General features: G+C 40.3%; 18 protein-coding genes. 9 read left to right on the forward strand and 9 right to left on the reverse strand.

The annotated features are described in order from the left end of the window. Window positions 1-19 precede the first annotated feature (19 nt). Together AC1XUO_RS10915 and AC1XUO_RS10920 are read right to left on the reverse strand one after the other, a co-directional pair. Complete coding sequence (locus AC1XUO_RS10915; RefSeq protein WP_483329812.1) at window positions 20-721, reverse strand: MCP four helix bundle domain-containing protein; 702 nt, start codon at window positions 719-721, stop codon at window positions 20-22. Between the two features lie 160 nt (window positions 722-881). Beyond that, entirely contained in the window at window positions 882-3398 is a 2517-nt protein-coding gene (locus AC1XUO_RS10920) for a TonB-dependent receptor (RefSeq protein ID WP_483329813.1), read from the reverse strand. A gap of 321 nt (window positions 3399-3719) precedes the next feature. Here AC1XUO_RS10920 and AC1XUO_RS10925 point away from each other — a divergent pair, with 321 nt between their 5' ends. Next, window positions 3720-4454, forward strand: coding sequence for a DUF6962 family protein (locus tag AC1XUO_RS10925; RefSeq protein WP_483329814.1), 735 nt, complete (start codon window positions 3720-3722; stop codon window positions 4452-4454). Between the two features lie 72 nt (window positions 4455-4526). Here the strand turns inward: AC1XUO_RS10925 and AC1XUO_RS10930 are convergent, their stop codons facing one another. After that, the gene (locus AC1XUO_RS10930) at window positions 4527-5162 is read right to left on the reverse strand and encodes a peroxiredoxin (RefSeq protein ID WP_483329815.1); all 636 of its coding nucleotides are present in this window, start codon (window positions 5160-5162) and stop codon (window positions 4527-4529) included. Window positions 5163-5651: 489 nt separating this feature from the next. Here AC1XUO_RS10930 and AC1XUO_RS10935 point away from each other — a divergent pair, with 489 nt between their 5' ends. The 4 genes from AC1XUO_RS10935 (at window position 5652) to AC1XUO_RS10950 (ending at window position 8264) form a co-directional block, all read left to right on the forward strand. After that, entirely contained in the window at window positions 5652-6491 is an 840-nt protein-coding gene (locus AC1XUO_RS10935; RefSeq protein ID WP_483329816.1) for an ABC transporter ATP-binding protein, read from the forward strand. Between the two features lie 93 nt (window positions 6492-6584). After that, on the forward strand, window positions 6585-7355 hold the full coding sequence (locus AC1XUO_RS10940) for a hypothetical protein (protein ID WP_483329817.1): 771 nt from the start codon (window positions 6585-6587) through the stop codon (window positions 7353-7355). A gap of 11 nt (window positions 7356-7366) precedes the next feature. After that, window positions 7367-7747, forward strand: coding sequence for a GntR family transcriptional regulator (locus AC1XUO_RS10945; RefSeq protein ID WP_483329818.1), 381 nt, complete (start codon window positions 7367-7369; stop codon window positions 7745-7747). Between the two features lie 10 nt (window positions 7748-7757). Then, window positions 7758-8264: a hypothetical protein gene (locus AC1XUO_RS10950; RefSeq protein WP_483329819.1), complete on the forward strand. Its 507-nt coding sequence runs from the start codon at window positions 7758-7760 to the stop codon at window positions 8262-8264. A 263-nt stretch (window positions 8265-8527) separates the two neighbouring features. On the opposite strand, the gene AC1XUO_RS10955 is transcribed toward AC1XUO_RS10950, so the two are convergent. From AC1XUO_RS10955 to AC1XUO_RS10975, 5 genes are all read right to left on the reverse strand, one after another. Beyond that, window positions 8528-9868, reverse strand: coding sequence for a sigma-54-dependent transcriptional regulator (locus AC1XUO_RS10955; protein ID WP_483329820.1), 1341 nt, complete (start codon window positions 9866-9868; stop codon window positions 8528-8530). Between the two features lie 140 nt (window positions 9869-10008). Beyond that, a complete protein-coding gene (gene pgl, locus AC1XUO_RS10960; RefSeq protein WP_483329821.1) occupies window positions 10009-10737 on the reverse strand; it encodes a 6-phosphogluconolactonase in 729 nt (242 codons plus the stop codon). A gap of 10 nt (window positions 10738-10747) precedes the next feature. Then, on the reverse strand, window positions 10748-12250 hold the full coding sequence (zwf, locus tag AC1XUO_RS10965) for a glucose-6-phosphate dehydrogenase (RefSeq protein ID WP_483329822.1): 1503 nt from the start codon (window positions 12248-12250) through the stop codon (window positions 10748-10750). Between the two features lie 15 nt (window positions 12251-12265). Continuing rightward, window positions 12266-13678, reverse strand: a complete 1413-nt coding sequence (gene gndA, locus AC1XUO_RS10970) for an NADP-dependent phosphogluconate dehydrogenase (RefSeq protein ID WP_483329823.1) — start codon at window positions 13676-13678, stop codon at window positions 12266-12268. Window positions 13679-15077: 1399 nt separating this feature from the next. Beyond that, window positions 15078-15632, reverse strand: coding sequence for a YcxB family protein (locus AC1XUO_RS10975; RefSeq protein WP_483329824.1), 555 nt, complete (start codon window positions 15630-15632; stop codon window positions 15078-15080). Window positions 15633-15936: 304 nt separating this feature from the next. Between AC1XUO_RS10975 and AC1XUO_RS10980 the strand changes: the two genes are divergently transcribed. The 4 genes from AC1XUO_RS10980 to AC1XUO_RS10995 all read left to right on the forward strand — a co-directional run bounded on the left by AC1XUO_RS10980 (window position 15937) and on the right by AC1XUO_RS10995 (window position 20492). Further along, window positions 15937-17997: a BatA domain-containing protein gene (locus tag AC1XUO_RS10980; protein WP_483329825.1), complete on the forward strand. Its 2061-nt coding sequence runs from the start codon at window positions 15937-15939 to the stop codon at window positions 17995-17997. Between the two features lie 104 nt (window positions 17998-18101). Beyond that, on the forward strand, window positions 18102-19244 hold the full coding sequence (locus AC1XUO_RS10985) for a 5-(carboxyamino)imidazole ribonucleotide synthase (RefSeq protein WP_483329826.1): 1143 nt from the start codon (window positions 18102-18104) through the stop codon (window positions 19242-19244). Between the two features lie 38 nt (window positions 19245-19282). Next, the gene (gene purE / locus AC1XUO_RS10990) at window positions 19283-19774 is read left to right on the forward strand and encodes a 5-(carboxyamino)imidazole ribonucleotide mutase (RefSeq protein ID WP_483329827.1); all 492 of its coding nucleotides are present in this window, start codon (window positions 19283-19285) and stop codon (window positions 19772-19774) included. Between the two features lie 61 nt (window positions 19775-19835). After that, complete coding sequence (locus tag AC1XUO_RS10995) at window positions 19836-20492, forward strand: LysM peptidoglycan-binding domain-containing protein (protein ID WP_483329828.1); 657 nt, start codon at window positions 19836-19838, stop codon at window positions 20490-20492. 158 nt (window positions 20493-20650) lie between these two features. Here the strand turns inward: AC1XUO_RS10995 and AC1XUO_RS11000 are convergent, their stop codons facing one another. Then, window positions 20651-23503, reverse strand: coding sequence for a TonB-dependent receptor domain-containing protein (locus AC1XUO_RS11000; protein ID WP_483329829.1), 2853 nt, complete (start codon window positions 23501-23503; stop codon window positions 20651-20653). Between the last annotated feature and the right edge of the window lie 21 nt (window positions 23504-23524).

Genomic DNA, 23524 nt, shown 5'->3' on the forward strand with positions numbered 1-23524 from the left:
CATCATGGCTGTTTTTGTTTTAATTCAAATGAAAATGGTGTTTTTCATCTTTCATTACTTTCGAGGTATCAATGATTCTGGAATTTTGAATAAATACCAGGATAATTAACCCTATAATTACAGCTAACCCAACCTGCAAAAAGGAAATTATCGCGTAACTCGCAAAGTCACTTTGCGATTCCTTTATTAATTCTTTTCCAACGATCGACTGGATTTTTGTCAGTTCATTTAAGTTACTGATCGTGCTCTGGAAAGTCCTCGCTCCGGCTCCTTCAAATATTTCCCTTCCTGCCTCCCGGTGACCGGAGTTATAAAGATTCAGCATCATATTTTCTAAAAGCGCATATTCTTCCACCCTATTTTTGAAAACCGCCAAACTTTTTGCTTCCTGATCCACCAGGTACGTCTTTTCAAACAAATGGATGAGTGAGTCAATACTTCGATTATGTACGGAAAGTAATTCAGAAATTTTTCCGCTATCGTCAGCGTCATTGGTAAGAAGAAACTTTTCCAGCAAAAGACGTTTTCCGTATAAATCTTCGGTAAGATAAATAATTGTGGTAGCTGGTATCAGCCGATCCTGATATATCGACGAAAAGGACTTGTCAATTCCACTGATATTTCTTCTGGAAATGATTGTACCTAAGACTATCACAAGCATAATTCCACCCAAGAGTAGCGTCGCTTTAAATTTTTGCTGAATTACAAATGACCATTTCATGGCTGACTTGACTTTGTTTTTTTATAAAAAATAATAATTTATTATAATAATAATCAAACATTATCCATTTAGCTAACAAAGACAGAATAATTTAAGCGGCAATGGAATAAAAAAAGGCTAACCAAAAGTTAGCCCTTGAAATTACGAAAGTGACGATCTATTAGTTATTCTCACCACCGCTCTTAACATCTGAGTTCGAAACCGACCGTGTTTTACGTTTCGGCGCATCAAAGCTCATTTTTCCAATTGAATAACTGAAAGTAATCTTGAAGTTCCGGTTATATAATTGTGTCTGACTGGATTGCGCAAGGATTGGTGATTTTAAATCTGATGTAAATCTAACGCCTTTCGTCAGGAAGTTTTCAGCTCCAAAACCGATGCTCCCTTTCTTGTTGGCAAAATCTTTTTTGAAGCCAAGCGAATACATATAAAAACCGGTTCTCGTTCCCTGCAACTGGACTTCTCTGCCCCGGTAGAAAGCAAAAGCCTGTAATCCCCATCCTTTTTTCAGCGATAACTGTGACATCAAACGACCGCCATAATTGAAGCCAGAATTGCTGACCGCCTGCGAAACGCCTTCTTCGTTAACCGTCTGACCTTCCATATAAGATTGCAAAAGATCAATACTTCCGTTAACGGTCCATTTTGATGTTAGGTAAACATTGGCAAAAACATTCATTCCATACGCACTTTGCTTCCCGATATTTTCGAAGGTCGTCACGATCGCACCGGCAAGGGTATCAACTGTCGTCCGGATCTGTGTGATTGAGTTATTCGTATTCCGCGCAAAAGCAGACACGTTCAGATATGTTTTTTTGATGTTTGTACTCACACCAACTTCGAAATTATCTGTCAATTCCGGGCTAAGTAATGGATTTCCGGTACTTATACTTTGCGGATTTGCAAGATTGACATTCGGATTCAGTTGCTGAATACCCGGGCGCTGGATTCTTCGGTTGTACGCTGCCTTTATCGTCGTCGCGTCTGTCAGGTTCTTCGAAACATTGATGCTTGGAACCAGATTTCCATAACTTGGAATATTCACCGCGCCTTCCGCCCCCATATCTGCGTTGATCCCGGTATACTCATACCGCGTTCCCGCTTTGAAAGTATATTTATTTTTCGTCGTCAAAGTATAAGATACATAACCGGCAGCAACATTCTGATTGTAATTTAACGCACCTGACGGATTATCAGGATTAATCGTAAAATCGCCTGATTCGCCTGCCATCAGATATTTATAGTCACTATTCACAGTCCGGAAAATTCCCTTTGCACCGAATTCCAGTAATTGATTTTTCTTAATCGGTGTCTGGTAATCAGTTTGTAAGGTAAACTCGGTGTTGAAATTTTCGTTTACATTTTTCAGCTTACTTCCAACACTGCCACTCGGCGTTAACAAGTCTGTATTGAAATTATTGGTGAGATTTGTTCTGCTATAAAGCGTTGAAAAGCTCAATTCCTGTTGCGGCTTAAAAGTCCGCAGGTAGTCAACATTTACATCAACCGTTCCTGATAGATCCTTACGATCAACTTTTCGCTGGGAATTAGAAGTCAGATCTGAGTTGGTAAACTGATCGATTGTCAGATTTTGCTTTTGGATAAAATTCCTGGTGCCATAGCGAACGCCAGCGGAAAGTGCCTGATTTTTCCCCAAATCGTAATCAAAACCCAGAGAATATTGTCCGAACAATCCGCGATCTTTTGAATCAGAAGTTTGTTTTGTTCCAAAGATATCACTTCCTGATTTCGTTTCCTGATTCAAATCCGAGGTTGCTTTATTATAAAAAGCACGTCCGAAACCACCCAGCGTAAAACCCATTTTTCCTTTCCGATAACTACCGTTAAGTCCCAGGTTGGTACCTCTATTCCCAACACCCGAGTCAACATTGAGGGTTAGTCCCTGCAAGTTGTTTTTCTTGGTGATGATATTGATAATACCTCCTGAGCCTTCGGCATCATATTTGGCTGACGGCGAAGTGATAACCTCAACCGACTTGATCATATCAGCCGGAATTTGCTTCAGTGCATCGGCCACGTTGCTCGCGATGATCGTTGACGGTTTATTATTGATCAAAACGCGAATATTAGAACTTCCTCTCAACGAGACATTCCCATCAAGATCAACTGACAACATAGGGACTTTGCGAAGCAAATCTGACGCGTCGCCACCTTTGGAAGTAATATCTTTTTCTGCATTGTAAACCAAACGGTCAACTTTTTCTTCTACCATTGATTTCTCACCCGTGATCGTTACTTCATCGAGCGTTTTGGTGTTGGCCGACATTTGAACGTTACCCAGGTTAACGTCTTTCCCCTTTTCGACAGAAATGTTATCTACCGATTTATCTTTAAACCCTATAAACGAGATCAGCAGTTTGTATTTTCCTGGCGCAACACTTGTGATTTCAAACTTTCCGTCAACATCAGCGACAGTCCCATCGATCACTTTGTTATCCGTGGCGTTCACTAAGGCAATACTTGCAAACTCAACCGGTTTTGCAGCAGCTGAATCAGAAACGATTCCTGAAATTTTGGAATTACCTTTTGGGGTTGATACTGCCGGTGCAGTCGAAGTGGGTGCGATTGTACCTTGTGCTTGGATCAGTTGCGATTGTAAAAACAAAACGCCTGTCAGCATTAACACTTTTAAACTTTTTAAAAATAACTTGTTCATGGTGAATTGATTTATGGTCAGGAGGGTGAGTCTCATATTTGACACATTTCCCGATACAAAGGAATAGTATGTTTACCAGAACAATTTTGGAAATAGACCAGCGACCTGATTTTATCTACGGACTGGCACTTTTAATCGGGTAGACTTCTTTTATGTTAGAGATTTATCCGGTGTTTTGGAATTTATTGTCGTTCCTTAACTGGCATAGTTTTATTAAAGTGAGATTGAAAGGGCTGAATGTTGCAAAAAAGGCGTCATTTGTTGTTACTTTGAATAAATAATCAAAAACCCAGACTTTATTACCAACAGAAACTTGACCTAATGAATGAGATTGCGATAGACTTCGACAAAGTACATCAGATAACATTATTTGGCATTACCATTTTGGAGCCGTCGACCGTGATATCAAGCCTTTTGATGGCGATCGTATGTTTTTATGCTTTTGTTCATTTAGGAAGACTCGGACGCGTACACGTAATGTACCGCCAGATTCAATATTTCTTTCTGTTTATGGGGATTGCCACCGTGATTGGTGGAGTTCTTGGACATGGTTTTTTATACGTAACCGGACAGCGTGGAAAAATCCCCGGTTGGTTTGCCAGTATGATCGCGGTTGCTTTGTTTGAGAGAGCGGCAATCTGGCATATCAAACCGCTATTGAGACCTAAATTTGGATCCTGGCTCGGCTATTTGAACTACTTTGAGTTGACGACATTTTTTGTTTTGACATTCATTACCTTAAACTTCGTAATCGTAGAAATTCATGCCGTATATGGATTGTTTCTGATGTTATGCTCCATCGAAATTTATGTCTATAAAAAGAAAAAAGATCCCGGAAGTAAATATATTTTCATAGCTTCTTTCCTTGGCGCCGTTGCTGCCGGGTTCCATGCCTTAAAATTTAGTTTTGGCCCCTGGTTTAACTACAATGATATAAGCCACATCCCGATGGGATTATCGATCTGGTATTATTATCAGGCTGCAAGAAATATGATCTATTATGGAGATCCGGTGATCGAACCGGAAGTAATAATAAAATCAGAGGTAGAAAACTAAAAAATCCCGGATTCGATAGCTGACAGGCAGCTATCGAATCCGGGATTTTAGCGTATAAATACGCTATCAATATTATTTATTAGGCTGCGGAGTGTAACGCAAATAAGGTTTTACAATACGCAAACCTTTTGTAAATTTCTTCTCTGCATCTTCCGTACTTACAGCCGGAACCACTATAACATCTTCGCCATCTTTCCAGTCAGCCGGTGTTGCTACTGAATAGTTGGCCGTCAATTGAAGTGAGTCCACAACACGAAGGATTTCAGTAAAATTACGTCCTGTCGATGCCGGATATGTAAGTGTCAATTTTATTTTTTTATCAGGACCGACGATAAATACCGACCGAACAGTTGCCTTTTCGCTTGCATTTGGATGTATCATATCGTACAGTTCAGCAACTTTACGCCCTTCATCTGCGATGATCGGGAAGTTCACTTCTGTATCATTCACTTCATTAATATCCGGAATCCAGCGGTTGTGTGAATCAATATCATCAACACTGACAGCCAGCACTTTGACATTACGTTTTTGAAACTCACCTTGTAAAAGAGCGGTTTTCCCAAGCTCTGTTGTGCAAACCGGAGTAAAGTCTGCGGGATGAGAAAAAAGCAATCCCCAGCTATCGCCTAACCATTCGTGAAATTTGATAGGTCCTTGTGTTGTATTTGCCTCAAAGTCCGGGGCAATATCTCCTAATCGAAGTGACATAATATTAAAGGTTTAAATTAAAAAGCATAATCTACTGATATTATAGAGTTAACGCAAATTTAGATAAATAGATTCAGAAATATAATTGTTCCGCGTTAATATCGGGTTTGATATTCATAGTAACTCAGAAAATTAATTCTTCCATAATTCCCCCACCCTTTTACAATATTCGTTTTAACCTCATTTTAAGGATAGTTTAACAGCGTTTTAATTGACGTGTAGCTTCTTTGGTACATAAATCAGATTTTGGCCAGATACCTGATCAAAATCTTAAGCATACCTCACTGACCTATTTTACTGAAATCAAATAACCCGATATCATCCCGGATGTAATAGATTAAAATTAAAATGCAACAAGTTATCCTTAAAGGGGGCCTCTGCTTAGAGGCCTTCTTTTTTTTAATATTTGTTCAAAAATACTAGATATTCAAAAATCAATCGCATATATTTGAAGTGTACTATTACACTAGAACACTAAACAAGTACTATATGATTCACGTAGACTCGGTGTCATTTGGATACAGTTCTAAAAAGCTGCTGTTTGAAAATTTGTCGGTCAAGCTCCATCCGGGAAATATATACGGGTTGCTTGGCAAAAATGGGGCTGGCAAATCCAGTTTGCTACGAAACATAGCAGGGCTTTTGTATCCGACTGCCGGCAAAATCGAGATTGATGGTTGGGAGCCCAAAAAACGACAACCTTCGTTTTTACAGGATTTTTTTCTCATTCCCGAAGAAATCTATCTTCCCTCGGTAACAGTTGAAAAGTACATCGAGACACTTGCGCCTTTTTATCCAAAGTTTGATGAAGCGCAATTCCGTAATTATCTGGGAGAGTTTGACATACCGCAGGGAAACAAAATCACGGACCTCTCTTATGGACAGAAAAAAAAGGTTTTAATCAGCTTTGGCTTGGCCACCAACACCAAACATCTGATCATGGATGAGCCAACGAACGGGCTTGATATTCCTTCGAAAAGTCAGTTCAGGAAAGTCGTTTCTTCCGCCCTGGATCCTCATCGTGTCATTCTGATATCCACACACCAGGTTCGGGACCTGGACAATCTTATTGATTCAATCATTATTCTGGACGACAGCAAAATCCTCGTGCATCATAGTCTTGACGAGATCAGTGAAAAATTACGGTTTACAACGTTGGTTACTGCCGAAGATGACAACAGGATTTTGTATTCAGAGCCTTCCCTGAAAGGATATACCGTTGTAATGGAAAACCTGGAGCAGGAAGACAGCCGCGTTGACCTCGAACGCTTGTTCAATGCCGTGATCAACAATCCTGCACGCATCAGGAAAATCTTTCAAAAACCATGAAACTACTGATTCAACTGCTTTTGATTTTGGGTTTTCTGATCCTGAAATCTATTCCCAAACCATCTCCAATGTCAAACCTTAAAACTTTTTTATATGAATCAGGTTTTTAGTTTTCACCGCTACTTGCTTCTCCTTAAACTGGATTTTGCGGAAAATGGAAAAAGAAGCTTGCTTTCGCTTGCAGTTATTTTTGGTCTCATGCTGATTATGATGACTCCGACAATTGACTATACAAAATTAGGTTTTGATCCGGTTTTTTTCCACACGCTAGCTTATTTCCTCATAACATTTTGTACCAGCTTATCGGCCAGTCTTGTATTTGACAAATATGCATCTTCAACAAAAGGGATCAACGCAATATTAATTCCGGCCTCACAAACGGAAAAATTATTGGCAGCACTTACCGGAAACCTTGCGTTCGCAACAGTACTTATCGCACTCTTTCTGGGTATGCATATCTGGTTTGTAGACATTCTGGCAGTAGAAAACGCGGACATAATTAATAGAAAATTTCATCCAACTTTTCTCGTGCTGCTTGTTTACATCTATTATATGATACAGGGCGTATGTTTTTTAGGTTCGATTTACTTCAAAAAAGCAGCATACATAAAAACTGCCTCAGTGCTTATTTCCTTTGTTATTATCTATTCCTTAATCAACAGAACATTTGTAAGAAATCTCACTGACGCCGATCCCGCTATCAGCGCAATACCATTTGGACAGTGGAACATCGTGGGACAAAACGCCATGTTTCAAATTGGATACAGCGAATCCACTTTTCTATTAATAAAAATATTTCTGGTGTTCTTCGTCCTTGCGCTCTGGTATATCGCATTCGTAAGACTAAAAGAAAAGGAAATTTAACCCGGTGAATTATGGAATTTAAAGATAAACAATCAATCTATTTGCAGATAGCAGACTATATCTGTGAACAGCTGCTGCTTGGCAAATGGCCGCCCGGAGATAGAATTCCTTCGGTGAGAGATCTGGCCGGAACCCTGGAAGTAAATCCAAATACCGTTATGCGCACCTATGAATATCTGCAGGGTAAAAACATCATTTTCAATAAACGTGGTGTGGGATATTTTACCGATGCAGAAGCAACAAACAGAATCAGGGAATACCGAAAAGAAAGATTTATGGAAAGCGAACTTCCGGAGTTTTTCAGGACACTTTATTTGCTCGATATCAGCATTGAAGAATTGCAACAGCGATATAAAACATTTATTGAAACGGCTTATCCTGCAACACTTTAATTAAAATGACATGAAAACAAGCAATAAACTTCTTATCGTCATAGCATGCATTACACTGATCGCAATGCTTGGAAGTAATTTGGAAATACAGGCAAAATATAAAAAAATCAAGGCAGATGATATCCTTCCCGGTTACGTTTCGCAAACAGTAACACCGATTCGCGTAATCGTTTTGAAAGGCAATTTAAATGGATTCGTAGAAATTCAATCAGGAAAAACCAACGATGTGAAAATTCACCCGACATTCACAAAACAAGCCAAGTCAACAATGCATGGTGATACCCTCGAAGTGAGTTTGATCTATCCGAAGCGAAATAATTTTACCGAAACGAAAGTGCCATATTTTGGCCCGACAGTCCATATAGATGTTACTAATCTCGCGGAAGTTATTTCAACAGATGTATCTTATAAAATTAAAGGGTTGAAAACAACTCAATTGAAGTTACAGGCCAATGGAGGTTATACACTTCTGGATAGTACTGATATCGAACAGGTTACCGCAGTTTACAAAAAGTAGGCTATACTTAAAATCGCTGATAATAATAAACTGGGTCAGACGAATATCAAAATTCAGGATAAAAGTGAGCTCAATGTTGAGAAAGATATTTTCAGCTCGTTAAACATGGATATCGATAGTGCGGCACGTGTCACAATGCCTGGAAATATGTTTTACAAATTGATGAAAAAATAACAAAATCCATTAGCCATGAAATGCGGACGGACGCAGATTAATTGATCCGCGTCCGCTCCTCTTTTTAGATTGAAAATATTTCCTGATATCTAATGAATATTGTACTCTTCCAATTTTCTGTAAAGTGTTGCTATACCGATTTCCAGTAATCTTGCTGTTTCAGCTTTATTTCCTCTGGCATAATTAAGCACTTTCTGAATATGTAATTTTTCGATACTTTCCATTGAAAAAGCAGAAAGCTGGCCATTTTTTGCAGCTGGTTCAGACTGCTGAATATCAAAAGGCAAACTATCAATTTCCAGCTGACCATCACTTAATATCACGGCGCGTTCGATGACATTTTTCAGCTCACGGATATTCCCTACCCATTTATACGTTTCCAGCTTTTTGAGAAATTCGTCGGAATACGTCAGCGTTTTTTTATTCATTTTTGCAGAAAACTGCGCCACAAAAAATTGCAAAAGCGGCTCAATATCCTTAACTCTTTCTCTTAGAGGCGGGAGCTGAATTTGGAATACATTTAAACGAAAATAAAGATCGGAGCGAAAACGCTTTTCTTCACTTTCAACCTTCAAATCCCTATTCGTAGCTGCTATAAGGCGAAAATTGGATTTGGTCGGTTTGGTATCACCCAGTTTGATAAATTCATTGGTTTCCAGCACACGTAATAATTTCGCTTGTAATTCAAGAGGCATCTCCCCTATTTCATCCAGGAAAAGCGTTCCGTTATTCGCCTCTTCGATCAACCCTTTTTTATCCTTGTTTGCCCCGGTAAACGCTCCCTGCTTATAACCAAACAATTCACTTTCAAGGATATCTTTACCAAAAGCACTACAATTCAAGGCGACGAAATTTTTGCCGGCACGCAGGCTTGCCTGATGAATCCCTTGCGCAAAAACCTCCTTACCAGTTCCTGTTTCTCCCGTTAAAAGCACGTTCGTATCATTTGGGGCTACCTTTTGCGCAAGGTCGACAGCGTGCTGAATTGATCTTGATTTACCAATGATGGCCAGAAAAGAAAACTTATCATCGACACGTTTTTCCAGATCTTTAACCCGCTTTTGTAGTTGTACTTTTTCGATAGCACGGTGAAGTAACGGAATGATTTTGTCATTATCATCTCCCTTGACGATATAATCAAAAGCGCCATTTTTCATCGCCTGCACACCGTCTGTTATATTTCCGTATGCTGTGAGCAGGATAACTTCAAGTAATGGTTTTTTTAGTTTTATTTTAGAAACCATGTCAACACCACTTCCGTCGGGCAATTTCACATCACACAAAACGACATCGATGTCATTTTGTTCAACACTTTTTAATCCCGATTTACAGTCTCCCGCTTCGAGCACCTCAAAGCCTTCTGATTTCAAAATTCTTGCTAAAAGCGAACGAAGTTTTGCTTCGTCGTCAATGATTAATATCGTTTTCAAGTTTTTTCTGGCTGACTGATGTTGGCGTAAATGTAATGGTAATTTGATGAGCACGTATCAATTCAAAGGTTCTTTTTAAAAGTAAAAAAGGGGCAATATCGAATCGATACTACCCCTTATAATATATTTTACTAAAAATTTTATGCAGTTAATCCACTTGCAGCCGCTTCATCAATAAACCAGTGAAGCTCACCTTTCAAAGGTTTGATTACCTGCGAAGGATAAGTATCCGGCGCGAATTGTCCTTCAAGAACATGTTTTAAAACTTCCGCTTTACCAGTACCAACTGCTAAAAAAGCAACACATGCAGCCTGATTAACCACGGGCGCAGTCAAAGTAATGCGGTACATATCCTGCGAATGTAAAAAGAAGGAAGTTACCCAGGCATCTTTTTCATGAATCACCGGCGTTCCCGGAAATAAAGACAAAGTGTGCCCATCATCACCCATACCCAGCAAGACAAAATCAAAGGTAGTTTCCTCGCCTTCGAAATATTGTTTCAATATCTTTTCATATTCAGCAGCTGATTCCCCGGCACTTATGTCCGTACGCATGACATGAATATTCTCAGCTTTAACATCAACTTTATCCAGTAATTCGTCGTAAGCCATTTTTGCATTGTTACGAGAATCTTCAAACGGAACCGCTCTTTCGTCACCCCAGAAAAAATGAACTTGTCCCCAGGGAATACTTTCGGCGAACGGCGATGCAGCCAGTAATTTATACAACTGCTTCGGCGTATTTCCTCCGGAAAGGACAAAAGTGAACCTGTCTTTCTTTTTGAGAACTTCAGGAATATAATAACTAAGCCAGGCTGCCAATTCTGCGCTAACCTTTTCAGCGTCTTCTGCAATATGAAGTCGAGACATAATTTTCGTTTTATGCTGATGGTACATTAATCCAGGTATGCCCTTCCTGTGCAATAAGTTTGTCTGCTGCTTCCGGCCCCCACGAGTCAGGTGTATAATTCGGGAAATCAGCTGGTTTGTGACTTTCCCAATGTTCTAAAATTGGCATGATCACCTTCCACGCAGCCTCAACCTGATCACCGCGCATAAACAACGTTGGATCACCTTCCATTGCATCCAACAGCAAAGTTTCGTAAGCTTCCGGTGCATGGTCTGCTTCGGTGTCGTAACTGAAAGTCATATCCACAGGATCCAGAGTCATCGTTTGTCCGGGACGTTTCACCTGAAAACGGATGCTGATATCCATTTCCGGTTGAATGCTGATCGTCAGCTTATTGGAATGCCAGGTATCAGTTGATTCGTCCGGAAAAGCATTATGGGGAGCAGATTTGAATTGCAACGTAATATGCGTTGCCTTCTGGTTCAAATATTTTCCCGTACGTACGTAAATAGGAACACCCTGCCAGCGCCAGTTGTCAATATAAAATTTTGCGGCAGCAAAAGTATCAATCGCAGATTCAGGATTTACTCCTTTTTCCTCTCGATATCCAACCACTTCCTCGCCCTTTTTCCAGCCTTTTGAATATTGTCCCCGAACGGCATGCTCACTTACTTTATCAGGCGTAATACGGCGAATGGCATTTAATACATCTACCTTTTTATTTCTGATTTCGTTGGCATCAAAAGAAACAGGTGCTTCCATCGCAACCATACAAAGTATCTGCAAAATATGGTTTTGAACCATATCACGCAAAGCACCCGAATGCTCAAAATATCCTCCGCGGCCTTCCAAACCAACACTTTCAGCAGCAGTGATCTGGATATGGTCAATATAATTGCGGTTCCAGATTGGTTCAAACAGTGCGTTAGCAAAGCGCAAAGCAAGAATATTCTGAACCGTTTCCTTACCCAAGTAATGATCGATACGGAATATTTGCTCCTCTTTGAACATACTTGAAAGCAGCGCATTTAATTCATGCGCGCTTTTCAAATCGTGACCGAAAGGTTTTTCAACAACAATTCTGGTACAATGCACATCACTGCAAAGATTCAGCGCACCCAGTTTCGTTGCAATCGAAGGAACAAGCTGCGGAGCCACGGCCAGGTAAAAAATCACGTTCGGGTGTTGCCCCCATTCAGCTTCTTTTTCTTTAACCAGATCGGTAATTTTATGATAGGCTGACGCATCGTCTCCATCCATTTGAAGATAAGAAACATGCTGTGCAAAATCTTTCCAATGTCCGTTCTGTTCACCTTTGCGACGGGAGAATTTGGTTATCCCATCCAATAAATGGCCATGATATTCCTGGTTGCTATATGAGCTTCTGCCTATTCCGGCGATTGCAAATTTATCCGGCATCCATTCATCCAAAAAAAGATTGTAAAGTGCCGGCGTTAATTTTCTGTAATTTAAGTCGCCGCTACCTCCAAAAATAAAAAGTATGGAAGCTGGCGGTCTTTTATTTGTTTTCATAAAAGTTACACGCTATTAATGATTCCACTCGGTATGGAAAATTCCCGGAATATCTATACGCTGGTACGTGTGAGCACCAAAATAATCACGCTGCGCCTGAATAAGATTTGTCGCCATACGTTCGCTGCGGTAGGCATCGAAATAAGCCAGTGACGACATCAAAGCAGCAGCAGGAATTCCGCTCAAAGCAGCTTGCGCAGCCACTGCCCGCGTATTGCTTTCAACCGATTTTATGATTTCGGCAACACCCGAATCAAGCAGAATGTTTGACAAACCCGATGTGTTTTTATAAGCCTGTGTGAAGGTTGCCAATAAGGTCGAACGGATGATACATCCGCCGCGCCACACACTTACAGCATCCGGCAAAGGAATATCCATGGCCAGTTCCTTCGACGCCTGGAAAAGCATGGCAAGCCCCTGGGCATAACTCAATATGGTTCCAAAATATAAGGCATCATGAACCTGCTTGATCCATTCATCAGTCGAAACGTTGATGGGCGCGCCAGCTTCATTATATAATGCCGCTGCCTGGATTCTTTCTTCTTTATATCCCGAAACTGTACGCATCGCAACCGCACTGTCAATGACAGAAACCGCAACAGGCAATTCCATTGAATCCTGGGAAGTCCATTTTCCGGTTCCTTTTGAACCGGCTTTGTCAGAAATCACATCCAGCAGGCGCGCAGAGGTTTTATCGTCATCCTGAAGAAAAATATCGGCAGTGATTTCAACAAGGAAAGATTGCAACACGCCTTCATTCCAGGATTTGAACGTTTCGTGAAGCTGGTCGTTGTTAAGGCCGGCGTGTTTCAGCAAAGTATACGATTCGCTGATCAACTGCATGATCGCATATTCGATACCATTATGCACCATTTTTACATAATGGCCTGCTCCTTCTTTTCCTAGGTAGGCAACGCAAGGTTCGCCGTTGACTTTTGCTGCAATAGCTTCCAGCAAAGGTTTAACATGCGCATAAGCTTCCAAATCTCCACCGGGCATAATACTTGGGCCTGTACGTGCGCCTTGCTCGCCACCAGAAACGCCAACACCCATGAAGTGAATTTCTTTATCCCGAAGGTATTTAACGCGGCGTAAAGTATCAGTATAATGAGAATTTCCACCATCAATAATCACGTCTCCTTTTTCAACCAAAGGCAGAAGTGACTCGATCACATCGTCAACCGGTTTGCCGGCTGGTACAAGCATCATCAATTTCCGTGGACGCTGTAATTGCTGCACCATCTGTGCAAGATCCGGAACTCCTTTCACCGTAGTCCCTTCTGTTGCGGCAGCCTCAAGAGCGGCCGTTTTAGCTTCGTCTTTATCAAAGCCAATAACAGAAAAACCATGATCGGCGACGTTAAGCAACAGGTTTCTACCCATTACTCCCAACCCAATCATTCCAAAATCGAAGAGGTTATTTGACATAAATTAAAGGTCTATTGAAACAAGAAGCCGTAAAAATAGGCTTTTTTCGTACTGGTTTTACGATTTCGGAGAAGCTTTGGTTCATATCAGGTAAAAAACCCAACACCTGCGTTTCCTCATTGTTTGCAAGTATCCGCAAGTAAATATTTGTTTATACGAAATACCATAGAGTAAAACGCTGATTCAGAAATATTTAAATTGTTAATAATTAGAATATTTCTGAATCCGTTATATAATTTAATCTATCAAATGTTAACACAAAATTTAGCTTAAATAATTTCGAGGCGAGGGTTCTGTCACCCTTTCAGGGTTTTAAACCCAGGTTATCAGGTTTTGTACTATAATACTTTCATCCCTTCGGGATTGGATTCCGGGGTTAATCAATCACTTGATTTAAGGCTTTGAGAATTGTAAGAATATTAATTTCCCGAAGCGTAATACAGAAGTGATGAAAGTATTGTAGCTCCGAAAATGTTTGAACTGCCAGATTGAATCCCAAAGGGGTGACAGAAAAAAAAACTGATTCAGAAATATTTAAATTGTTAATAATTAGAATATTTCTGAATCCGTTATATAATTTAATCTATCAAATGTTAACACAAAATTTAGCTTAAATAATTTCGAGACAAGGGTTCTGTCACCCTTTCAGGGTTTTAAACCCAGGTTATCAGGTTTTTTACTATAATACTATCATCCCTTCGGGATTGGATTCCGGGGTTAATCAATTACTTGATGTAAGGCTTTGAGAATTGTGACAATATTAATCTCCTGAAGAATAATACAGAAGAGGTGAAAGTATTATAGAAATAGAGAATGTTTCAACTGCCGGAATAAACAACAACAGGGGCACAAAACCTTTCCCGAAGCCTGTTTCCGAAGGGATGAAAGTATTATAGATATAGAAAATGTTCAACTAACGGAGTAAACCCCAAAGGGGTGACAAAAAACATTTACGAAGCGTAATCCCGAAGGGATGAAAGTATTATAGAAATAGAAGATGTTTCAACTCCCAAATTAAACCCCGAGGAGTGACAGAAAATTTTTCAAAGCGTAGTCCCGAAGGGGTGAAAGTATTATAGAAATAGAGAATGTTTCAACTGCCAAAAATAAAACAATAAGGGGACAAAAATATTTCCGAAGCATAATCCCGAAGGGATGAAAGTATAATAGAAATAGAGAATGTTTCAACCGCCAAAAATAAAACAACAAGGGGACAAAAATATTTCCGAAGCATAATCCCGAAGGGATGAAAGTATTATAGAAACACGAAAAATTTCCACTGCCGGATTGAAACCCAAAGGGGGTGACAGAAAAATTTCTGTACAATTAGATTATAATAAAAAAAGCGAAAATCGGGTCAAAACCCAATTTTCACTTTTAAATTTCTCAACAAAAACCCTTATTTCTCTTTTAGAAATTCTTTTTGTCTTAATATTCTTTCAAATACCTTGATATCGTGTTCGGAGGTAAAAATGGAAAATGGCAAGTGAACAAATTGTCCTCTCGAAATTACCATTACGTAAGCTTCTTCGTCTTTGTATACATCCTGGATCTGCTCCCATTTCATGATACTTCCTTCTTTCGCATTCATTTTCATCAAAATCTGACGCTGGTCGATTTCGTATGAGAATTTTTCAAACATCGGTTTGTATTGTGCAAGCTGCGTAATCCCGGTAAACTGAATTACCCAAAACAAAATATAAAGAATCACCGCAACTACAATCACAACATATATCCAGATATTTGAATATACCCCTGTGATGTTCACCACTGCATTAATAAGAAGCAATGCTACCGGCAGCAAAATCCATTTGATTTGTGCTTTGAAGAAATTCTTCATCGCCAGCATGATGTATTTTTTGGTTGGCAACGCATACCTTTTCGTACGAACCGCTGCCGGATTCGTAGGCATTTGATAAACAGGCTGGTGTTTGTTCACCGATACTTTGGCCATAATTCTGTTAAAAATTAATCAATTTCTTTATTTACAAAAGTTTGCTGAACCCAATCCGTTTTCAGCGACCATTGAATGAACTGCAAAGTTAGAAAAAAGCAGTTGACTTATCAGAAAGCGGTTGAAATAAATAGTGCAAATCGTAAACGACTTTGAAGATTCAGCTTTTAGATATTTCGGAAAATGAATAAAAAGCAAAAGTTTATCACCGATATTTGAAAAATTTGCGTTCTTTAAGATATAAATTCCTTGTAGCCGGGCGACAGCCGAAGACCGGCAGCATAAAATTAACTTCCGAACCTAAATGAGTTTTCTGTTTCCGTCATTCTTGTGGGGTTTACTGGCCATATCGGTTCCGATAGCTATTCATATCTTTAATTTCAGGAAAACAAAACGTGTTTTTTTTACAAATGTAGCTTTTCTTAAAGCAGTAGAAACGCAGACCAGGTCTATCAGAAAAATAAAACACTGGCTGATCATGGCGGCGCGTATTCTGGCAATCACCTGTTTGGTTTTTGCCTTCGCCCAACCTTTTTTACCTGGAAAAAATAATGCGTCGGTAGACAGAAAGGGTATAACAAGTCTTTATCTGGACAATTCTTTCAGTATGCAAAACGAGTCGAATAACAAACGTTATCTGGATATTGCCACCACACGGCTCAACGAATTGTTAGGACTTTTCAAAAATGCTACGTCTCTTCAATTAATAACAAACGACTTCTCCGCCGCAGAACAAGGGCTTTACCCGGCTGAAAAAATCCGTGACCGGTTCACAACCATCGGACTTTCACATACGCCACGTACACTTGAACAAATTTATAAGCGTCAGGAAAATTTATTATCCAGACACCAGAATGGCGGGAAAAACCAGTTTTTCTGGTTTTCCGACTTCCAGAAGAGTACTTCCGGCGATTTGACAAAACTCAAAACTGATTCTGTTAACCAGCTTTTCCTGGTCCCAGTTCAGGCGGTTGCTGAGAAGAATATTTTCGTTGATTCCGTATGGCTGAGCAATCCTTTTATCAGAGAATTGCAGAACAATATTCTTTTTGTCAAAGTAAGCAACTCGGGAAGTGGCGAGGCAAAAAAAGTCATTTTGAAACTGAGTCTGGACAATACGCAATCCTCCACGGCATCCGTCAACGTGCCGGCCAATGGCAACGCCTTCGCAAAATTTAATTTTAATCTGAAAGGGAAAGGATTCAAACAAGGAAAAATCACTTTTGACGACTTTCCTGTTACTTTCGACAACGATTATTATTTTGTGCTAAATGCGTCTCCGCTTATCCGGATCCTGCATATTTATGGTCAAAAATTTGAAGGAAATTATATCAGCAATGTGTATGCCAACGACAGCCTGTTTGCTCTTCAGAGTTTTGCTTCTCAGAATGTCGATCCTGGTTTAATTAAAAACTCAGATATGGTTTTGCTTGAAGGTGTTGAACAGCCTTCGGGAACGCTGGCCACAGAAATTCAGGAATTTGTAAGAAAAGGCGGTAGTCTGACCGTCATACCACCATCCATTCCGAATGCGGGAAGTTATAATAAATTGCTGCAAAACTTTGGTGTCAATGGGCTGAATGCAGAAAAGCCTGCAAACCGTGAATTGATTTCGATTGCATCTCCCGACCGGAATAACCCGTTTTTTAGTGATGTATTTGAAGAATCGATCCGGCAGGAATTAAATCTGAATCTGCCATCGGCATCGCCGGCCTGGAGCTGGACAAGTGCCGGACAGCCGCTTCTGACACTTCGAAGCGGACAGCCTTATCTAAGTCAGATTTCGAGCGGCAATGGGAAAATATATCTGTTTGCTTCACCATTAATTCCTGAATTTGGATCCATGGCGCAACACGCAATATTTGTTCCGATTATGTATAAAATGGCTGCGCTGAGTGTAAGAGCCCAACGTACGGCATTCACGTTTGATGAAAATCCAATTGTACTAACGGTTCCTGCTGAAAGTCAAAACAGCGTATACAAACTTCGCCGCAATAAGGCAGAAATCATTCCTGTACAGAAATTGATCGGCAATCAGTTATTACTAGAAATTCCACAGGGCGACCAAACCGGAAGCGAACTGGATGCGGGATATTTTGAACTGATCAAAGACAATAAAACTGAACAACTATTGGCTCTCAATCATAATCATGCAGAATCAAAACTGGATTATTATTCCCCTACGGAACTGCGGAATATCTTTTCCGGACAAAAAAATGTTCAGATTTTTGATAAAATAGATGATGATGCCTTTGCTCAGGAGTTTCAGCAGCAAAATCTCGGAACAAGTCTTTGGAAATATTTCCTTTATGCCGCTTTGTTCTTTTTGTTAGTTGAAATTGGACTGATCCGTTTTATGAAATAAGCCGTTATGCGGTAAGACACTTATCTAATTGCGATAATTGACAGAAAGTGTTTTAAGTTCGCGCTTTTTCAACCAATTTTGCAGAAATACAATCGAACTACTAAATGCTTTCATCCCGAATAGGTATTCTTGGCGGTGGTCAATTAGGACTGATGCTCTTACAAGCAGCCATAGACTGGAACCTTGACATTCATATTTTAGACCCCGACGCAGAAGCGCCCTGCCGCAAAATTGCCCCGAAATTTACACAAGGTTCCTTACAGGATTATGACACCGTTTATCAATTTGGTAAAAATCTGGATGTCATTACGATAGAAATTGAAAAGGTAAATGTTGAAGCGTTAGAGGCGCTTGAAAAGGAAGGAAAACGAATTTATCCGCAACCGTCCGTGATCCGGAAGATTCAGGATAAAAGAATTCAAAAGCAGTTTTATCTCGAAAAAGGGCTTCCTACCGCTGATTTCATCCTTACTGAAAACCGTGAAGACGTGCGGAATTTCATTGATTTCCTCCCCGCTTTTCACAAACTCGGACGCGATGGTTACGACGGTCGCGGGGTGCAGCGGGTATCTTCCGAAGCCGATATTGAAAAGGCGTTTGACCAGCCAGGATTGCTGGAAAAAGCGGTACCTTTTGATAAGGAACTCGCTGTCATTGTTGCCAGAAATCCATCAGGAGAGATCAAATGTTTCCCAACTGTCGAAATGGTTTTTCACCCCGAACTTAATCTGGTTGAGTACCTTTTTGCACCGGCGGAAATTAGTCCGGAAATAAATCAGAAAGCTCAGGAAATTGCCAAAAAGACCGCTGAATCTTTCGAGATTGTAGGCTTGCTGGCTGTGGAATTGTTCCTGACAGCCGACGGCGAAGTACTTATAAATGAAGTCGCGCCGCGACCGCACAACAGCGGGCATCACACCATAAGGGCCAATGCAACATCTCAATATGAACAACATTGGCGTGCGATCCTGGATTTGCCTTTGGGAAGTACTGAAACCTATGCGCCATCCGCAATGGTTAATTTACTTGGCGAAGATGGTTTTGAAGGCCCGGCGGTTTATGAGGGAATGGAAAAATTGCTGGCGACCGAGCAGGTATTCCCGTTTTTGTATTGGAAGGCGATCACAAAACCTTTCCGAAAAATGGGCCATATCACCATTATGGACAGTAATATTACTGCTTTGAAAGATAAAGTAGAATTTGTTAAGAAAAATATAAGAGTTATCAGCGGAGCTCCGCAGAAATAGACATTTCGGTTTTAAACCGTATCAATAAATAAAAATAAATGGTAGGAATTATTATGGGAAGCCTGTCTGACCGGAAGGTTATGCAGGAAGCAGCAGATGCACTAGACGAGCTTGGAATTACGTTTGAGATGGAGATCGTTTCTGCGCACCGGACGCCTGAACGTATGCTGGAATATGCAGCCACAGGCAGGAAAAGAGGCTTAAAAGTGATCATCGCCGGCGCAGGCGGGGCTGCACATTTGCCTGGTATGGTTGCGTCGCTCACTTCTTTACCTGTTATCGGTGTTCCTGTTTTATCAAGTAATTCTATTGATGGCTGGGATTCCGTTTTATCTATTTTGCAAATGCCATCGGGAGTGCCGGTTGCAACGGTGGCATTGAATGGAGCGAGAAACGCCGGGATTCTGGCTGCACAAATTATCGGAGCGAGTGATCCTGAAGTGGCCAACAGGCTGGATATCTTTAAAGAAAGTTTGAAAGACAAAGTTGCTATGATGAATAAGGAATTAAAAAATGAAGTTGTAAAGTAATAGCCGTTTGCTATTTTCGTGTAATAACAAGTCACCCGTTCAATCGAATCATTATTAAGCTATGGAAGACGAAAACCCGAAAAAGAGAAATATACGCCCAACAGAAAAATCCAACCTGCCAGTTATTACTTTGTTCGTGTTAGTACTTCTAGTTTTGGCAATGCTTTACGTTGGGTATGAATATATATCTGACGACGCTACCAATTCAGAAGAACTTACGTCAGCAGCAGCTGATACTTCGGAAGAAAAACCGGTGACCAGTGAAATGACGGACGATGAGGAGGAGGAAGATGCGGTAGTTGCGGTTGAAGAAAAGCCAAAAACGCCGGAGAAAAAAGAAGAAAAAAAGAAAGAAGAAACCAAAAAGGAGGAACCGAAAAAACTGGAAGATCCAAAAGTAGTTGCTGCTAAAATTGGCGGAAGAGAAATTACGCGTACTGTGAAAAGCGGTGAAACATTTTCTTCGCTGGCCAGCAAATATAATCTTACAACCGAAACGTTAAAGTCTTTAAATCCTTCGATTTCGGAACTAAAAGCGGGTGATAAGCTTAAAATCCGTGTAAAAGCGGTTCATACTGTGGGGCCGGGTGATATTTTAAAAGTTGTTTCCGGCAAATATGATGTGAGTAAGGAAGCTATCATGAAAGCCAACGGAAAATCCAAGGATGTGGCTAGTCGCGGCGAAGAATTGGTAATTCCATTTCCTACCAGACGTTGAGTTCGATAATTTTTTACAAACAAAAAACACCGATTTGATGTCGGTGTTTTTTGTTTGTATTCGGTAATATATAATTGCAATTCTGTTGTTTTGTCATACGTGTTGAAAACGCAAAATAATAAGCACAGGGTTTGCAAATAAGTGTGAGCCGGCGTAGATTAAAAACTTCCCGGTCTGCCACCGCCTGTTCTTCCACCACCCATTCCGTCAAAACCTTCACGACGTCTTTCTGAGTTATTAGGTGTTGGCATTTTACCGAAATTTCTTAGCGTATAAGTGAAAGTAAGCATCGCGTATTGCGTCAATACCTGGCTTGTAACGTCTTGCACGAAGGTCTCAGTGACATTACGTGCAATGCTGTTATTCTGTTTCAGAAGATCAAATACGGTAAGTTTCAACTCACCTGCATTATTTTTCAGGAATTTCTTACCAACACTGGCATTCCAAAGTGTAAAGTTCTGATTAAATCCTGCACCCAATCCACGATAAGATTGATTGTTGACATCAGATGAAACTACGAAGCCTTTTCCAAAAATCCAGTTAACCCGGGCACTGATCGAGCTTGTGTAATAATTGTTGTTTAAATTCGGTTGAATCGAATTTCTAACCACATTATAGTTTCCTGAGTATGAAGCGGTAAAATCCAGGTTTTCGCTCACGTTGCTGCTCAACACCAGCCCCTGACTATAGGCGTAGGTATTTGAATAGTTAGCAATATTGTTGATCATCCCCGGTGAGCGAACGTAGTTAAAACCAGAAGTTAAATTTACGTTCATTTTAATTTTAGAAACCGGTTTGCCATAAGTAAGCAATGCTCTTGCGTTCCAGCTGCCGTCCACGTTGATCGGCGCTGTCAATTTTGCTCCTTGCTCCAAAACAATTCCATTTGGTAAGGTTGTCAATTCCGGTGCTATAAATGTGGAATTTACAATCGCGTTATTGGTTTGGGTTAGAAAAATCATTGCATTCAAACTAAACGGTCTGTTTGCACCAGCGATTGAGTAACGCATGTTTAAATTACTTCGATACTCCTGTTTCAAATTGGGGTTACCGGCTGTCAACGATAACGGATTACTGTTGTCAACCACATTTTGCAACTGAGAAATAGACGGTTGATTTGTAGAACTGCGGAAGAAAGTACGAAATTGCGTTCCCTCTTTTGAGCGATAAGTAATCATCGCATTCGGTAAAAAGTTTGTAAAACTCTGATCAACTTTCCCCATTACCGGTGCCAATTGTTCACTATATAAACCCGTGTTCTGAAAATCCATCCCTAGATTGGCAGACCAGTTATTTTTGCGATAACGGTAACTAAGCCCAGCGCGATTGGTCGTATACCGGTTATCAAAACTGTTTGAAAGTAATGTATCCAGCTGTGTGTATGCATTCGCATCCAAAAGCGTATTATTATACGTTTCTTTGTCCGAATTGCTGTTACTTACCGTCAGTCCATAATTGAATTGCAATTGTCCGGTACTGCTGATAGGTTCGGTATAAACAAAATTCCCTCCTAAAACTACAGCGTTGGAAGATGTGTAACTGCGCTGATCAATCGTATCTCCCGGCATTTCCAGATTGGTGAAATACTGGTTTTTCGAATATAAATTACCAGTCCCGTTTTTATCGTTGATCTGTGTATTAAAGTTAAAGGAAAGTGTACGTCCTTTCTTATCAAAGGAATGACGGAACAATAGGTCATTTGTAAAATTGTAACCGTCATTTTTGCTTGATCTGTCAATATCCGTACTGTTTAATGGTGTACCATCTCCCAGGTTTGTCAATCCGTTTTTCAAAGTACCAGACTGATTATTTTGAAAGCTCAACCGCGGCGTAAAAATCAACATGTTCTTTTTGTCAATTGCGTATTCAACTCTGAAATTCAGACGGTGATTGATATTGGTACTACCCGAATTATTAGTTTCTTTATATAACTGTCTGCCATAGTAATCTTCATTGGTGGTCTGAAAATTATTATTACTGGTTCTGTTAAAGAAATAACTCCCGGTCACGTCCACTTTTTCACCAAACTTATTGGCATAGTTAAGTCCGAATGAATTTGTTCCCGTCAACCCGCTTTGCTGACCTACTAAAAAATTTCCTGCTGCTCCGCCACCGCCTCTGTTTCCACCACCGCCACTATTCCCGGACACGCCTAACAAATCCTGGCTCGAAAAATTTTGCTGGTTAATATTGTTTGTAAGACCAATAACTGAAATACGTTGATTTTTATTAAAAAAACTGACATTACCTCCTGCCTGATAACGGTTATCCAGACCATACCCAGCAAATACTTTCCCAAACTGCCCAACTTTTCTATTAGATTTGGTAACAATGTTAATCGTTTTTTGTCCGCTTCCATCATCAAATCCCGTGAACTGAGCCTGATCACTTAGTTTATCAAAAACTTCTATTTTATCAACAATTTCCGCAGGAAGTGATTTTAGGGTAAGTGCTGCATCGTCTCCGAAAAACGGTTTTCCATCTACCAAAACCCGGTTAACAGTTTCTCCATGCGCCGTTACAGTTCCATTCGTTACCGTAATGCCAGGCATTTTTTGAATAAGATCTTCCGTCGTAGCATCGGGATTAGTTTTGAAAGCTGCGGCGTTAAACTGGGTGGTATCTCCTTTTTGTTCCATCGGAGTCACAGCACCGACCACTTTGACTTCCTTCAAAGTTGACACAGCCTCAGTCAGCAAAAATGTCCCGGCATCCTGAATACTTCCAACGACACGGATCGTTCTCTCTGAGTCATTATAACTCAAATAAGAGACCTTCACGAGGTAAGATTCCTGATTAACTGTTATGGCAAATTTTCCGTTTACGTCGGTTGTTACGTATTCAGGCTTTGCATCCGGAGCCGTTTTGGTCACTGCAACATAGGCACCTACGACCGGCGATTTACTCGTACTGTCAATTACAGTTCCGATAATTTGTGCTGTCTGTGCTTGAACGTAACCTGGCAATGCCATGGAAATGATCAGCAAAAGGAGTGGTGTAATTCGTTTCATGGTTTCCTCTTCAAGGTTTAT

The organism is Dyadobacter sp. HNCC25DJ186 (assembly GCF_056895235.1).